We start from the raw sequence: 13,288 nt of genomic DNA, 5'->3' as shown, positions 1-13,288 counted from the left end.
GGAATCTTGCTGGATATTATCCAATCAAAAAGCGCCATATCTATGACCTTCTCTTCTCAAAAAACTGACCTAGCAAAATTACAATCTGCTGCAACACTGCTAGAAATGATGTATGGCTTTCAAATTTCTCAAGCCATCTATGTCGCGACTCAACTCGGAATTCCTGACCTGTTGCAAAATGGATCTCAATCGAGCGAGGAAGTGGCTCAAAAGCTAGACATCCCTCGCCAACGCCTTGAACCCCTACTGCACCTTCTCGTCAGCGTTGGTATCTTCACAGAAAATCAAGATAACACCTTTCAACTCAACGCCTTAAGCCAACATCTCCTAGCGGGAACACCCCACTCTTTACGCGGAACCGTCCTCTCGATGGGTGCGATATTGTATCCGCTTTGGGGACATTTATTAGAAGGCATTCAAACCGAAGAAATTGCCTTTACAAAAACCTTCAATTCCAGCTTATATACTTATTTGCAGCAAAATCCAGAAACGGCAAATCGCTTCAATGAATGGATGCAAGAAACCACTAGAGAATGGTTATTTCCCATTCTAGAAACCTACGACTTTTCAGGCTTAAAAACCTTAGTCGATGTGGGTGGCGGGACAGGAAGTTTAATCGCAATTATCCTCAACGCCAACCCTCAAATGCAGGCTATTTTATTTGACCGAGAAGACGTAGTACAAGGTGCCCCCGCAGTCTTAACAGAAGCCGGAGTTGCCCAAAGATGCCAAATCATCGGAGGCGACTTTTTCCAAACCATTCCATCCGGTGGCGACCTTTATTTACTCTCCCGCGTTCTCCTCAACTGGGAAGACCCTCAAGCCCTAGAAATTCTCAAAAACTGCCATCAAGCCATGTCCCCCAAAGATAGATTAGTCATTGTTGACTTCATGCTATCTCCCGGACAAACGTCTCCCTTTCTGGGAATGGGTAGCCTTAGCCTCCTCCTACTCGGCGGTCATTGTATGCGGACAGAAGATGAGTTTGAAAACTTACTTTCCTCCGCAGGCTTTCAAATCACGAATCGACTGAAAACATCAGGCCCCGTCAGCATTATGGAAGCCCAACCCGCCAATTTCTGAGTAGGTTGGGTCGCTTGACCCAACATTCCCCTTACATAGGCGCTAAAAGAGAAGCGCGAATTTTTTCAATCCATTCATTCATCCCACCAGAATTTAAGCGATAGCTGAGGGGATGAGCAATTAAACGCGCCGTGCTTTCAAATAAAACTTCAATCTCAATCAAGCCATTGTCCTTTAACGTCCGACCCGTTGACACCAAATCAACAATAGCTTCCGACATCCCTGTAATCGGCCCTAACTCAACCGAACCATAAAGCGGGATAATTTCCACAGGTAAATCAATGCTATGAAAATACTCGCGGGCGCAATACACAAACTTAGACGCAACCCGACAGTGGGGAGACAATTCCAAAGCCGACCGATAGGGACTTGCTGCTTTTACCGCCACTGACATTCGGCATTTTCCGTAGCGTAAATCAGCCAAATTTGCAACAGCCGGTTTCTTCTCTCGCAGCACATCGTAACCCACCACCCCCAATTGCGCTTGACCGTATTCAACATAAACAGGCACATCTTGGGCGCGAACGAGGAGGGCTTTCGCCGTTTGCGTCGGGTCCATAATTTGCAACTGGCGATTAGAAGAATCGAGAAAAGCACTAAAATCTAAGCCAAGGGCTTGAAAAGTTTGAATGCTGTCTTTGAGAAGTGCGCCCTTGGGCAGTGCAACGGTAATCATGGCATCTACAAAAACAAACGTGCAGACCTTGATTATCACCGAATGCGGGAACAATTAACCGAGAAAAAGAGGAAATCTCCTACACTAGGCTAGAAGTTTGGAAAGCATATTCGGTGCCGCATGAGCAACCTAGCCTTAATTATCGGCAGTAAAAACTATTCTTCGTGGTCGCTGCGACCTTGGTTAGCCTTAAAACAGGCTGGCGTTGAATTCCAAGAAATTTGCATTCCTCTCGATACCCCAACGACCCATACTGAGATTTTGCGCTACTCTCCCACAGGAAAAGTCCCTGTTTTGCAAGATGGGGATTTAACGATTTGGGAATCTTTAGCGATTTGCGAATATATTGCAGAACGCTACGCCCCTCAGCTTTGGCCCCAGGACACCCCATCCCGCGCAGTTGCCCGTGCAGTGAGTTGTGAAATGCACTCTGGGTTTGCTGAACTTCGACGCAACATGCCGATGAACTGTTGTGCAAGGCTTCCAGGTACGGGACGGACTTTAAAGGTACAGGCGGATATTGACCGCATCAGCAACCTTTGGCGAAACTGTCGTCAAACCTATGGACAAGAGGGGGTGTTTTTGTTTGGTTCTTTTTCGATTGCAGATGCGATGTTTGCTCCCGTTATTTCCCGCTTTGTCACTTATGATGTAGTTCTAGACGATTGCTGCCAAGAATACATCCGCACTCTTTGGTCGCTACCCGCGATGCAAGAGTGGTTGTATGAAGCCCAAGCTGAATGTAAAACTCCCAAGTCTCTTTAAATTTGCTCCTATGGCCCGAATTCTGTTAGTGGATGATGAAGTTGAACTGACCCATTCATTAAGCCGCGTTTTAGAACGCGAAGGGTATGAGGTAGATATTGCCTATGATGGGGCGGCGGCGGGAGAATTAATCGAGCATCAGGCGTATGAATTGTTAATTCTCGATTGGATGTTGCCGCAACAGTCGGGGTTAGAGTTGTGCCAAGAATTGCGCCAACACAAGATTGCGACGCCCGTGCTTTTCCTGACGGCGAAAGATACGATTGATGACCGGGTGGCAGGATTGGATGCAGGGGCGGATGATTATTTGGTGAAGCCGTTTGAATTGCGGGAGTTACTAGCCAGGGTAAGGGCGCTATTGCGTCGCGAGGTGTCGCGCAGCGAAACAGTCAGCGCCCCTCGCTTGCAGGTTGACGATCTAGAGTTAGACTGTGAAAATCAGTTAGCGTATCGTCAAGGGCGGGCAATTGAACTTTCAGAGAAGGAAACTCAGTTACTAGAATATTTCATGCGCCATCCAGGACAGTTACTTACTCACCGCCAAATTCATGCGTCGGTTTGGTCGGATAGCGAGAAACCTAGCAGTAATGTGTTAGCCGCCCAAATTCGCCTACTCCGTCGCAAAATTGAGGCATCGGGAGAGGTGCCTTTAATTCATACGGTTTACGGTAAGGGATATCGATTTGGCATCCTGGTGGAGGTGGATTAACTGCCTGTACAAGGATCGGTAATCGGGATATGGTGAGGTTGGGCTTGAATGCGCTCTATCCAGTTGCGAATGGCTGGGAAGCCTGAAAGGTCATAACCGCCTTCTTCAGCAACGTGGGTATAGGCAAATAGGGCAATATCGGCGATGGTATAGCGGTTATCGACAAAGTAGGTGTTTTGGGCGAGATGCTGTTCCATCACTCCCAGGGCAGCATAACCCGATGGACGACGTTTGAGGATTTCTGCGTGATATTCTTGGGCTTTCTTGAGTTCGGTTATCCAAAACCGGACGGTGGCGATGTAGGGTTCGTGGCTATATTGCTCAAAAACATCCACTGTAATACTTTAGCTTGCAGCAGGCGATCGCGCGGATAAAAGGGCGTCCCTTCGCTGAAATACACTAACATGGCATTCGATTCGGCGAGGTATTCCCCAGACTCTAATTCAATGAGGGGAACGCGACCGTTGGGATTTTTTTGCAGGAACTCTGGGGTGCGGCTTTCCTGGTTGAGAATATTAATCTCGATGCGCTGAAATGGAATTTGCAGTTGAGTCAGTAATAAACGGACTTTATAGCCGTTCCCGGAAGGCAGGAAATCATAAAGTTTAAGCATCTTTTGAAACTGATTGGACAGAATTCCTTCTTGGGTTAGCACCTACTCTAAAGGCAGAACGGGGATAGGAGAAATTGGAATTTTAATAAAAAACTCAGCGCCTTGACCCGGTTCCGAAAAACATTCTAAGCTACCGCCATGTCTTTCAACAACAACTTGATAGCTAATGGATAAGCCTAGTCCGGTGCCTTTACCAACTGATTTGGTGGTAAAAAAGGGATCGAATAAACGCTTTTTAATCGAGTCTGGAATGCCAATGCCATTATCAGCAATCCGAATCAGGACGGTATCGAGGGGCATTTCAATATCAGGATTAGGATGGCTGCTGATGGGTTGGGTATAAATCCAAATGGTCGGTGTGGTATCGGATCTAAAGTAGTCTTGGCGATAGGCTTCTTCTAGCGCATCAATGGCATTGCTGAGAATGTTCATGAAGACTTGATTGAGTTGACCGGCATAGCATTCAACGGCGGGTAAGTCGCTATATTTTTTAATCACTTGAATGGCAAACGGACTGGTTTTAGATGTTAGTCGATGTTGTAAAATAGATAAGGTGTTGTCAATGCCTTCGTTGAGGTTTACGTGCTTTCTTTCGGCTTCGTCTAACCGGGAGAATTTCCGTAAGGAGAGAACAATTTGACTAATCCGTTCTGCACCAACGCGCATAGAATCTAAAATCCGGGGAAGGTCTTCTTGAATGAATTCTAAGTCAATCGATTGGGCTTTAACAGTAATTTCTGAGGCGGGATTGGGATAGGCTTGCATATAGAGGGTTAACAATTCACTCAGGTCTTCAATATAGTTACTGGCATGTAAGAGATTGCCATTAATGAAGTTGACCGGATTGTTAATTTCATGGGCGATACCCGCTACCATTTGTCCCAAACTTGACATCTTTTCAGTTTGAACCAGTTGGGCTTGAGTTTGTTGGAGTTTGTGGAGTGCTTGTTTGAGTTCCTGAGCTTGGGCTTGGGCGCGGAGGGCATCTGTACGAGTGAGAGCATATAATTCCGCTTGTTCAATGGCTAAGGTTAATTGATTGGTAACGGCTTGTAATAAATCGACTTCGCGATCGCTCCAAGGTCTGGGGCCGCTAAAATGAATGCACGCAATTGCCCCCAGTTGCCCGGAACGGGTTTGCAGGGGTAATAGGAGTTGCGCCGTAATTCCTTGGGAAAGCAACCCGACTTCGCAGGCTTCTTGTGGAGAACAATTTTTAAAAACCGATAGGTCGTCAATTTGCCAACTTTCTAGGTTTTGAATTCTCTCAACCATCTGTTCTAGGTTGGGCAGGTGATAGTCTCCCAACCAACAGGGAAAGTTAGCGTCGCTCGCCTCGTGCGTAATGGTTAGCGTGGGCGATCGCAAATCGGGCCAGCACCACAAAAAATGACAGCGGTCAATCTTTAATAAGCTGCGAATTTCTTGAACCGCCGTGTTGAGAATCGTATTGAGGTCTAGGGAATTGCGAATTTGGCTGGCTAGCCGAAATAATAAACCTTCTCGCCGCGAAAGTAAGGCTTCTCTCGCCCACCAACGGTCGATTGCAACCGCGATCGCATTGGCAATCCAAGACAAGGTATGATGAACGGCATCCGTAAACCCTTCTTGTTCTGCAATCCCTAAAACTCCAATTAAACGTTCGTCCACAATTAAGGGATATGCCGGAAATTCAGACGCCAACATTCCCTCCGATCCAATTGCGGGACATTCCCCAGCCAATTCGCCGATCGCAGCTTGCAATTGTGGAGGTTGGGTCGGCGAGGAAAACGTCCAAATTTTCACCCCCTTGGCATTTAAATAAACCACCAGAGTGCGGGTACATTCTTGCAGAATCGTCTCTAAATTTCCCCCTTGCCCCAAAATTGCGCCCACTTTTGCACAGAGGGTCGCTAGGCGCGATCGCTCTAGCAACGCCGCATTGGTTTGCTTGCGATCGGTAATCTCCATTAACCAACCATCCCAGACAATACTACCGTCGGCTTGCAATTCCGGACGCGAAGCCCCTTGCACCCATTTCACTTTTCCCGATGGGGTAATGCATCGACCTTCCCACTTCCAAGGGTGTAGCGTTTGAGCCGAAAGAACGATTGATTCTTCCAATTCTGCCCAGTCATCGGGATGAACTAAGCTGAGTAGAGATTGAGCATCAGCGATGACCGTTGCGGCATCGAGTTCGGCAATCTCAGCAATTCCCAAGCTGATATAGGGAAAGTAAAATTTCCCCTCCCGGCTTAAACAAAATTGATAAAGCGTCCCCGGAACATGAGCCGCCAGCTTTTCCAATCTCTGTTCGCTATGTTGCAGGGCGCATTTTAGGCGCTTGCACTCTGTAATATCCACAAGCGTCATTAACTTCAAGCTACGTTTTTCAGAGTGCAATGGGGCGATAGTCACCTGAAGGTCGCGAACTTCTCCATTTTTACATTGCATTTGCCCCTCGTAGCTTTGAGACTGTTGCGACTCCCCTACACCTAACAAGACCGTTGTAAAATGCTGACCGAGGACTTCGCTGGCTAACCCGCCATACAGCTTGAGATAGGCCGCGTTAACGCTGACTAAATTGCCTTGCTCGTCGGTAATGCACAAAGCGATACTTGCAGTTTCCCACAGCAGGGTTAGCAGGTTGTCTTCGGTAACGCTGGGAAAAGATGGGGAGGGTTGACGACTAGGCATGAGGTTCGTGAAGTCTGCTGTAATGCCAATACGGACAAATTGACCCGAATTCTTTCGAGTGCGGTTCCACTGAGACTAGGGCTAGCAGGGCGAACGCTGAATCGAATGCGAGTCAGGCCCTCTGTTGCCTTAGTATTCCCTAAAATTACTGAGAATTAACCTTTAAGCTGCCCATGACTCACATTCCTTCCTCCGGCTGGCACGCTCGCTTGCAACTGGGCTTTACCGATAACCGAGGCAAAACTGAATTCAATTGCGGGCAATCTCAAGCTCCTTTAAAGGTTCAGCGTCCTTTTTATCCGGAGGGGAATCGCATCTGTCATAGCGCTATTCTCCATACGGCTGGGGGGGTGGTTGGGGGCGATCGCCTTGAGATCGATCTGGATTTAGCCCCCCAAGCTCATGCGCTGGTGACAACGGTCGCGCGAGTAAAATTTATCGCAGCTTAGGGTCAACGGCCCAGCAAGCGATCGCGATCGCCATTGCTTCCCAAGCGGTGCTAGAGTGGTTGCCTCAAGAAACAATTCTTTTCAATGGGGCTGATTTTCGCACTCAGACTCGCGTAGACTTAGCCCCCGGTGCTGTATTTCTGGGTTGGGATTTAACCCGCTTGGGACGGACGGCACGCGGCGAACGGTTTAGCCAAGGTCAATGGCGATCGCAGCTCGAAGTTTGGCAAAATGGCACTCCCTTGTGGATAGACCGTTCTGGACTAACTGGGGGTTCTCCCCTGCTGGAAAGTCCCTACGGTTTGGCTGGACAACCCGTAATCGGAACGCTAGTCTGGTTAGGGAAAAGCCTGGATGCGTTGGAAATGAAGGCGTTGAGGGAATTAGAAATCGTGAATTTTCATGAATTTTGTCAGGTAGGGATGACTTTTCTGCCTGACGGTCTAATTTGTCGCTATCGCGGTCGCTCGACGACGGAGGCTAAACGCTGGTTTATGACGATTTGGCGTCATTTGCGCCGCCAAACCTGGGGTCTTGATACCCAACCGTCAAGATTATGGCCAGTCTAGCATCAACTTCAGTTTTAGCCTTTTTTCTACGTTTTGTCCAATTATTGATATAAACTAAAAGCAAAAATCCCAGCCAAACCCCATGCAACTCACCCCCCAAGAAAAAGACAAACTCCTAATTTTTACCGCTGCGCTTTTAGCAGAAAGACGCAAAGACAAAGGACTGAAATTAAACTATCCAGAAGCCGTATCCTATATCTCCGCAGCCATTCTCGAAGGTGCAAGAGAGGGAAGAACCGTCGCCGAACTGATGAATTATGGCACCACCCTGCTGTCGCGAGCCGATGTCATGGAAGGCATCCCCGAAATGTTACTTGAAGTGCAAGTTGAAGCCACCTTTCCCGACGGCACGAAATTAGTGACCGTTCATAACCCGATTCGCTAATTTTACCCCTTTCAACGATTGACCCAAATCAGGAGATAGCTAAGATGATTCCAGGAGAAATTATCCCCGCATCGGGTGAAATTGAACTGAACGCGGGACGACCCATTCTAACAGTAACCGTTGCCAATACCGGCGATCGCCCGATTCAAGTCGGTTCCCACTTTCACTTCTTTGAGGTCAACGCCGCCCTCAGCTTCGACCGAGAAGCCACCAAAGGGATGCGCCTCGACATTCCCGCCGGTACCGCCGTGCGTTTTGAACCCGGAGACGAAAAACCCGTCACCCTCGTCCCCTTTGTCGGCAGCCGCCAGGTTTACGGCTTCAACGCCAGAATCAACGGTGCCTTAGACTAACGACGACTAGAGGCTTAGACCCCCTAAAGGTTAAGTCTCATAACAACTTGGGCGCAAGATGCAGCGCGATCGCGCGCTCCTTGCTATACATAGTAAGTAAGAAAGGATTCAGACCATTTTGCTCAAGCGCGACTCCACAAACTGGGATTGAGCAGAGGGCAAGCACGGGCAAAAATCAAGGGCTGTTGGAAAGATCGGCGAACGAATTATCAGGTCGCCGTTTCCGGAGCCTGAGCGATTTTTGTCGGCTTTTAGCAACTGCAATCCGGTTTATCCGGTCGGACTTGCAAGATCAAAATGGATTAACCTGACTGGGGCGTTGCTTCTCACACCCTTCCCCCATTCAACCCACCGATCCATGTCTAACTTGCTGCTGATTCTTGCTCGGTTGTGCCACCCGTCCTGTTTTGGGACGATTGCAATTCTCCTGTTGCTCGTCATCAAACCTGCTTGTGCCGAACCCGCACCGTCTGCTGATGCTCCCATGAATCAACCTTCAGAACAGATCGATCCGTTAAATAGTCCCTATCCGGTTCCTTGGAATTGGGTGATGGCGACCTACACTGAAGTCAGTAATACGCGAGGTACGGGAGTGCGCTATTATCGCAGTCCTTCGCTGATTTCTCCGGATGGACGGTATGCGGCGTATAGTCGCATTCAACTTCAAGTCAAGCCAGAACTGTATAACTCTCGCGTGAATAGCATCATGTTCTTAGAGAATTTAGCAACCGGAGATTTGCGCGTGATTACCGCCGCCTCTCCCCTGGCGAATAACCCCTTAACGGCAACAGAAGCCTCGCAAATGCCAGGAGCGATCGCAATTTTAATGCCCGTTGCTTGGTCAGAAGTCGGCGATCGCATTTTAGCCCGTCAATTTGAAGGCTTATTTAGTTCCTCCAACGCCTCCGACTATGCGGTGATTTGGGATAGCCAAGGCGATCGCACCCATACCTTAAGCCCGCAAGCCAACTCCTATAGCCATGCCGTCCTTTTAGGATGGAGTCAGAATAATCCCAACCGCGTTTTATTTCGGGCGGGTCATTTAGGAGACGAAAATTGGCCCTTACTCGCCGTTGATGCCACCGGCAAAACCTTAATGGCAAATGGCGATCGCCCCATGACCTTTGGACGAGTGGTAAATAATATTTGGGCAGGTCCTCAAGCTTACCGCTAAACCCCCTTAGCAAACCATCAGGGAACATCTACTCCTGCCAGAGCAATCTCCAATAAAATTGAGCTAGCTTTCTCTCCTCAATAATGAGCGATTTCTCTTCGGCATTGCCCGCTTTAGACTCCCTCAATCCCAAGTCTCTTTATCGTCCCATTGGCACTTGGACGGGTCGTTTAATCTTGCCATCTGCCAATAGCCGCCACCCGGATGGCTCCGTCTGGATTGAAATTCACAACGCCGACCCTCGCTATTGCGATTGGGTCGGTAAAAGAGTGCGTCTCAAATGGATACAAACGCCTAAAATTCAAGCCTTCCTGAAGCGAGTAACTACCGATATTAACTATAGCCATGAAGTTGAACTGAGTCGCCAGCGCGGAAATCGCCATCCCGACCGTTTAAATCAGTGGAAAAAAGTCAGCCCTTTAGAATCCTTAGCGGGTGCAAGAACCGAGGATAGCGTCACCGTTTTATTAACCGATCCTCGCATTGAAACCGAACCGCAACTCGCCTTAGCGATCGCCTCAGAACCGATTCAAATTACGGGTCGCTATTACGCCCTCGTCCAAATTCTCCAACCCGAAACCCCCGGCAGCGATCGCTATTGGGTCTGTCACTACAACCCCACCCACCAACAATTTAACGGCCCCAAAGAAATCGTCCGCATTCCCCAAGTCCCTCCCGATGCACGCGGCGTTGCACGTTCCACCCCCCAAGGCATTGAACAATCGCCGCTAAATTCGCTGGGTTGGTATATTTATGGAGATTACAATGCTCAAGGACTCTTTACCGTCCAAGCCATAGAACCGCGTGCTATCTTGCGCTTAGTCCCCGATCGCACCTACACCGGACTACCCGCTTGCTTAAACTATATTACCCAAGAAAATTGGCGCAATACTCCCGACCAAAAAGGAACCGCTAATACTACCTTACTCGCCCCTTTTGGTCATTCCGCCGAAAGCGCCTTAAGCCAATGGACTGAAGGCGATACTGGCATTGTGATTCATTTGTTCGGTGGAATTGGCGGTAAGAAAGCCGAACCCAAAGCCCTCTGGGTGACAACCGGACATCTCTCCTACGGCGTCGCCAAAGTCGTTCGCTGTCCATTAACCGATGAATTGCGCTTTGATATCCATTACTGGCAAGTTTACGGCCACAACCCCGATGATATTATTTCCGGATTAGTTAAATGGCAAAGTTATACCGGAGACTTAGAAAGAGGCTGGCTGGGTAATCGTCCCATTTCAGATATTATCGTCAAATTTCCCGCCATTACAGAAGACTACGACTTTAACGGAATCATCCTTTCTCCCTTACAAGAATTTTGCGACCAACTGCAAACCATGACCGCTCGCTATCGTACGGGAGACGGCGATGGTGCTTCAATTGTCACCCCCGCCACCTCCTGCGTTCAAGACTCCAACCAGGCGCTTTACCTAACGATTAAACGCATTGAATCTGAGATTCGTTCTAACCCAGAAATGCGCCACTGGTTAAACCAAAATCCCTATTCTTCTCAGCGCTGGCGATTTGAACAATTAGCCAGTTTAGGACAATCCATCGAGCGCCATTTACGACCGATTGGCTTTTTACGTTCAGATTGGCAGCCTAGCGCCCAAGAATTAGCCGGGGTGGGGTCTTTAGAATATCCCGGACTGGTATTGGTCAAAGCCCTAACCTCTTGGCGAACCATTCTCCCCCGTCGCGCCCATGATGATATTTCTAAAATCTTGTTAAGACACGGTAGCCTGCAATGGGTTATCCGCACCAACCAAGTCGGCGGATGCGATCCAGAGATTCAACCGAGGGCAGCCAGTACGTTATTCTAGAAACAGCAAAAATCGCAGTCTCGCAGGCTTGACTTTTTAGCGATTTGATGCTAGATAGATGACTTGCTATCTGCCCATTGCTACTCCCGAATTTGGGCCAGTCTGAGATATATCAAACAACAAATCTCAAAAGCGTTGTTACTAATCGCCGAACAGCTTTGAATTTTTCCTTACAGAAAATTTCAGTATCAAAATGAGCAGGAGAAAACGATCGTGAAGATCGCGATTGAACTTCCCGATGACATAGCCAATCAACTAGAACTCGTCGATGCTTCCCGCCGAGTTCTAGAACTGATCGCAGCCGATCGCTATCGTCAAGGGCATATTGGAGCCGCTGAAGTCCGACGAATACTTAACTTTTCTTCTCGTTGGGAAACCTACGAATTTCTCAAGCGCGAGAAAGCGTCTCTACCCTATACTGAAGACGATTTAGAGCAGGATATCAAAGCCATTGACAATCTTTTGACCACAGAATGATTATTGTGTCCAACACCTCCCCAATCAACTACCTGATTCTGATTGGGCAGATCGACTTGTTACCTAAATTGTTTCGGCAGATCGTCATTCCCCAGGCAGTCTATAGCGAACTATCCGATCCTGAAGCTCCAAGCCTCGTCCGAACTTGGATCGCAACTCCACCCGACTGGCTTAAAATTCAGTCTGTCAGCCAAGATTCGGATACGATCGTTGATTTGCTCGATCCTGGAGAACGTGCAGCTATTCTTCTAGCCCAAGAACTCAATGCTGACTTAGTTTTGCTAGATGACATGAAAGCACGACGCGCTGCGAAAGACAAAGGTTTGAGTATTACAGGTATCCTCGGAATTCTGGATCGAGCAGCAACTCAGAAGCTCATCGATCTACCTGCTATCGTCCAAAGCCTTCAAAACACATCTTTTTGGGCATCCGATAGCTTATTTCAAAGGCTGTTAGATAGGCACAGCTAACTCAGAATTTTTCGATAGCTACCCCAATTTTACCGAGTCGGTTGGGCAGTTGAATCTGTAGCTAGGCGAAAAGAATCGAAAAAACCTTGGATGCGTTGGGGTGAGTTTTGTTCTCGCTGAATCACAGCCACCATTTGATAAAGGCGTTGTTCGACTAAATAGACTCTGCCTATAGCGGTTATCCCTTCGTTCATTTGCACTTCAAATTCTCGACCTTCATAGCGATTGAGTTGAATCGGATTTTGACCAACCACTTGACCGTTAATGCTGCGAGCAAAGCCTTCAAGAAAGCTATCAAATAGCAATTGCCGATCGGCAGCAGAGGCGATCGCAGCTCCGGGTAAATCGCTATAGCCCACAATATAAGCAGAATCTTCAGTACGGCTGCCAAACAAGGAGGATGTCACCTGTCCTTCTGGAAGATTGACCGTTTGTTGCACGACAGGTTGAGGAGTTCCGGGCATTAAGATCGAGAAGCCACCATTCGGTGAGGAAAAAGTATTCCAGTTGGATTGAGCAATTTGCAGCACTTCCTGAGCGGGTGCAGGTTTCCAACTCAGGGGAGTTGCGATCGCAGCCGTACACAAAACTAAAGCAAACAGGCGAAAGGTCTTCATAAGCCATTAAAAAGCGCATAGGCTTAACTATGCGCGAGAGAGAATTATTCAATCGCTGAGGCGTAGGTTAAAGAATCTTGCCAGAGCTTGGATAAAAAGAACTCCGTGCGATCGCTCATTGCCACTACAAAGATGCCTTCTTCCCCTTGAGGATTGCAAGTCAGCCAGGTTCCTTTCAAAGAAACTTCAATATAATCGGCATCGCAAACCGAAAACGCGATCGCTTCATCTTCGCGACGGGCTTCGAGTTGCAACTGAGCCAAGTGCGGTAAATCCGCAGGGAGCAAAAACGCCGCCGTACTCGGTTCTACCGTAAAGCGGGTTCCGGCGCGCAACGCCACCAAGACTCGCGTCGTCACCCATTCTTCCAACGGTTGCGCTAAACGTTCCAGGTAAAATCCGGTTTCTGTATAGGTCAGTTTTAACATGCTTCCGGTTAACTCCTGTTA

Annotated in this window: 13 protein-coding genes and 2 pseudogenes; 10 read left to right on the top strand and 5 right to left on the bottom strand. The window is 48.3% G+C overall.

The window, feature by feature from the left end; all coding sequences use genetic code 11:
• Positions 1 to 42 precede the first annotated feature (42 nt).
• Positions 43 to 1,083: a methyltransferase gene (locus tag QQ055_RS07720; protein ID WP_286004506.1), complete on the top strand. Its 1,041-nt coding sequence runs from the start codon at positions 43 to 45 to the stop codon at positions 1,081 to 1,083.
• Between the two features lie 31 nt (positions 1,084 to 1,114).
• On the opposite strand, the gene hisG is transcribed toward QQ055_RS07720, so the two are convergent.
• Positions 1,115 to 1,759, bottom strand: a complete 645-nt coding sequence (gene hisG / locus QQ055_RS07715; RefSeq protein ID WP_286004505.1) for an ATP phosphoribosyltransferase — start codon at positions 1,757 to 1,759, stop codon at positions 1,115 to 1,117.
• 120 nt (positions 1,760 to 1,879) lie between these two features.
• Here hisG and QQ055_RS07710 point away from each other — a divergent pair, with 120 nt between their 5' ends.
• Both QQ055_RS07710 and rppA read left to right on the top strand, forming a co-directional pair.
• Positions 1,880 to 2,524 carry a glutathione S-transferase family protein gene (locus QQ055_RS07710; RefSeq protein WP_283357044.1) on the top strand — a complete coding sequence of 215 codons (645 nt, stop codon included), beginning with the start codon at positions 1,880 to 1,882 and terminating at the stop codon, positions 2,522 to 2,524.
• Positions 2,525 to 2,534: 10 nt separating this feature from the next.
• Positions 2,535 to 3,233 (top strand): two-component system response regulator RppA, encoded by a 699-nt coding sequence (gene rppA, locus QQ055_RS07705; protein WP_283357045.1) that lies wholly within the window; start codon positions 2,535 to 2,537, stop codon positions 3,231 to 3,233.
• Here the strand turns inward: rppA and QQ055_RS10830 are convergent.
• Both QQ055_RS10830 and QQ055_RS07690 read right to left on the bottom strand, forming a co-directional pair.
• A pseudogene (locus QQ055_RS10830) lies at positions 3,230 to 3,846 on the bottom strand (glutathione S-transferase family protein). The gene rppA and the pseudogene QQ055_RS10830 overlap by 4 nt on opposite strands.
• Positions 3,847 to 3,888: 42 nt before the next feature.
• Positions 3,889 to 6,522 carry an ATP-binding protein gene (locus QQ055_RS07690; protein WP_286004502.1) on the bottom strand — a complete coding sequence of 878 codons (2,634 nt, stop codon included), beginning with the start codon at positions 6,520 to 6,522 and terminating at the stop codon, positions 3,889 to 3,891.
• Positions 6,523 to 6,695: 173 nt separating this feature from the next.
• On the opposite strand from QQ055_RS07690, the pseudogene QQ055_RS07680 reads away from it, so the two are divergent.
• The 7 genes and pseudogenes from QQ055_RS07680 to QQ055_RS07650 all read left to right on the top strand — a co-directional run bounded on the left by QQ055_RS07680 (position 6,696) and on the right by QQ055_RS07650 (position 12,222).
• A pseudogene (locus QQ055_RS07680) lies at positions 6,696 to 7,540 on the top strand (urease accessory protein UreD).
• 82 nt (positions 7,541 to 7,622) lie between these two features.
• Entirely contained in the window at positions 7,623 to 7,925 is a 303-nt protein-coding gene (gene ureA / locus QQ055_RS07675; protein ID WP_069969581.1) for an urease subunit gamma, read from the top strand.
• A gap of 44 nt (positions 7,926 to 7,969) precedes the next feature.
• Positions 7,970 to 8,278: an urease subunit beta gene (locus tag QQ055_RS07670; RefSeq protein ID WP_069969580.1), complete on the top strand. Its 309-nt coding sequence runs from the start codon at positions 7,970 to 7,972 to the stop codon at positions 8,276 to 8,278.
• A gap of 358 nt (positions 8,279 to 8,636) precedes the next feature.
• Positions 8,637 to 9,452 (top strand): hypothetical protein, encoded by an 816-nt coding sequence (locus tag QQ055_RS07665; protein WP_286004500.1) that lies wholly within the window; start codon positions 8,637 to 8,639, stop codon positions 9,450 to 9,452.
• Between the two features lie 83 nt (positions 9,453 to 9,535).
• Positions 9,536 to 11,275 (top strand): abortive infection protein, encoded by a 1,740-nt coding sequence (locus tag QQ055_RS07660; protein ID WP_286004499.1) that lies wholly within the window; start codon positions 9,536 to 9,538, stop codon positions 11,273 to 11,275.
• Positions 11,276 to 11,488: 213 nt separating this feature from the next.
• Complete coding sequence (locus QQ055_RS07655; RefSeq protein ID WP_069969578.1) at positions 11,489 to 11,752, top strand: UPF0175 family protein; 264 nt, start codon at positions 11,489 to 11,491, stop codon at positions 11,750 to 11,752.
• Positions 11,749 to 12,222 carry a PIN domain-containing protein gene (locus tag QQ055_RS07650; protein WP_283357051.1) on the top strand — a complete coding sequence of 158 codons (474 nt, stop codon included), beginning with the start codon at positions 11,749 to 11,751 and terminating at the stop codon, positions 12,220 to 12,222. The genes QQ055_RS07655 and QQ055_RS07650 overlap by 4 nt, the downstream gene beginning before the upstream one ends.
• Positions 12,223 to 12,251: 29 nt before the next feature.
• On the opposite strand, the gene QQ055_RS07645 is transcribed toward QQ055_RS07650, so the two are convergent.
• Positions 12,252 to 12,839, bottom strand: coding sequence for a hypothetical protein (locus QQ055_RS07645; RefSeq protein WP_283357052.1), 588 nt, complete (start codon positions 12,837 to 12,839; stop codon positions 12,252 to 12,254).
• A 44-nt stretch (positions 12,840 to 12,883) separates the two neighbouring features.
• Positions 12,884 to 13,267, bottom strand: coding sequence for an alr0857 family protein (locus QQ055_RS07640; RefSeq protein WP_069969575.1), 384 nt, complete (start codon positions 13,265 to 13,267; stop codon positions 12,884 to 12,886).
• Between the last annotated feature and the right edge of the window lie 21 nt (positions 13,268 to 13,288).

It is taken from the genome of Geitlerinema calcuttense NRMC-F 0142, assembly GCF_030285425.1.
The sequence above is the reverse complement of the archived record's forward strand: the minus strand, read 5'-3'. Positions and strand labels throughout refer to the sequence as shown.

What these genes read in the sequence shown, in the direction of transcription:
- QQ055_RS07720 (WP_286004506.1), top strand. Translation starts at nt 43, where the DNA reads ATGACCTTCTCTTCTCAAAAAACTGACCTAGCAAAATTACAATCTGCT.
- hisG (WP_286004505.1), bottom strand. Translation starts at nt 1,759, where the DNA reads ATGATTACCGTTGCACTGCCCAAGGGCGCACTTCTCAAAGACAGCATT.
- QQ055_RS07710 (WP_283357044.1), top strand. Translation starts at nt 1,880, where the DNA reads ATGAGCAACCTAGCCTTAATTATCGGCAGTAAAAACTATTCTTCGTGG.
- rppA (WP_283357045.1), top strand. Translation starts at nt 2,535, where the DNA reads ATGGCCCGAATTCTGTTAGTGGATGATGAAGTTGAACTGACCCATTCA.
- QQ055_RS07690 (WP_286004502.1), bottom strand. Translation starts at nt 6,522, where the DNA reads ATGCCTAGTCGTCAACCCTCCCCATCTTTTCCCAGCGTTACCGAAGAC.
- ureA (WP_069969581.1), top strand. Translation starts at nt 7,623, where the DNA reads ATGCAACTCACCCCCCAAGAAAAAGACAAACTCCTAATTTTTACCGCT.
- QQ055_RS07670 (WP_069969580.1), top strand. Translation starts at nt 7,970, where the DNA reads ATGATTCCAGGAGAAATTATCCCCGCATCGGGTGAAATTGAACTGAAC.
- QQ055_RS07665 (WP_286004500.1), top strand. Translation starts at nt 8,637, where the DNA reads ATGTCTAACTTGCTGCTGATTCTTGCTCGGTTGTGCCACCCGTCCTGT.
- QQ055_RS07660 (WP_286004499.1), top strand. Translation starts at nt 9,536, where the DNA reads ATGAGCGATTTCTCTTCGGCATTGCCCGCTTTAGACTCCCTCAATCCC.
- QQ055_RS07650 (WP_283357051.1), top strand. Translation starts at nt 11,749, where the DNA reads ATGATTATTGTGTCCAACACCTCCCCAATCAACTACCTGATTCTGATT.
- QQ055_RS07645 (WP_283357052.1), bottom strand. Translation starts at nt 12,839, where the DNA reads ATGAAGACCTTTCGCCTGTTTGCTTTAGTTTTGTGTACGGCTGCGATC.
- QQ055_RS07640 (WP_069969575.1), bottom strand. Translation starts at nt 13,267, where the DNA reads ATGTTAAAACTGACCTATACAGAAACCGGATTTTACCTGGAACGTTTA.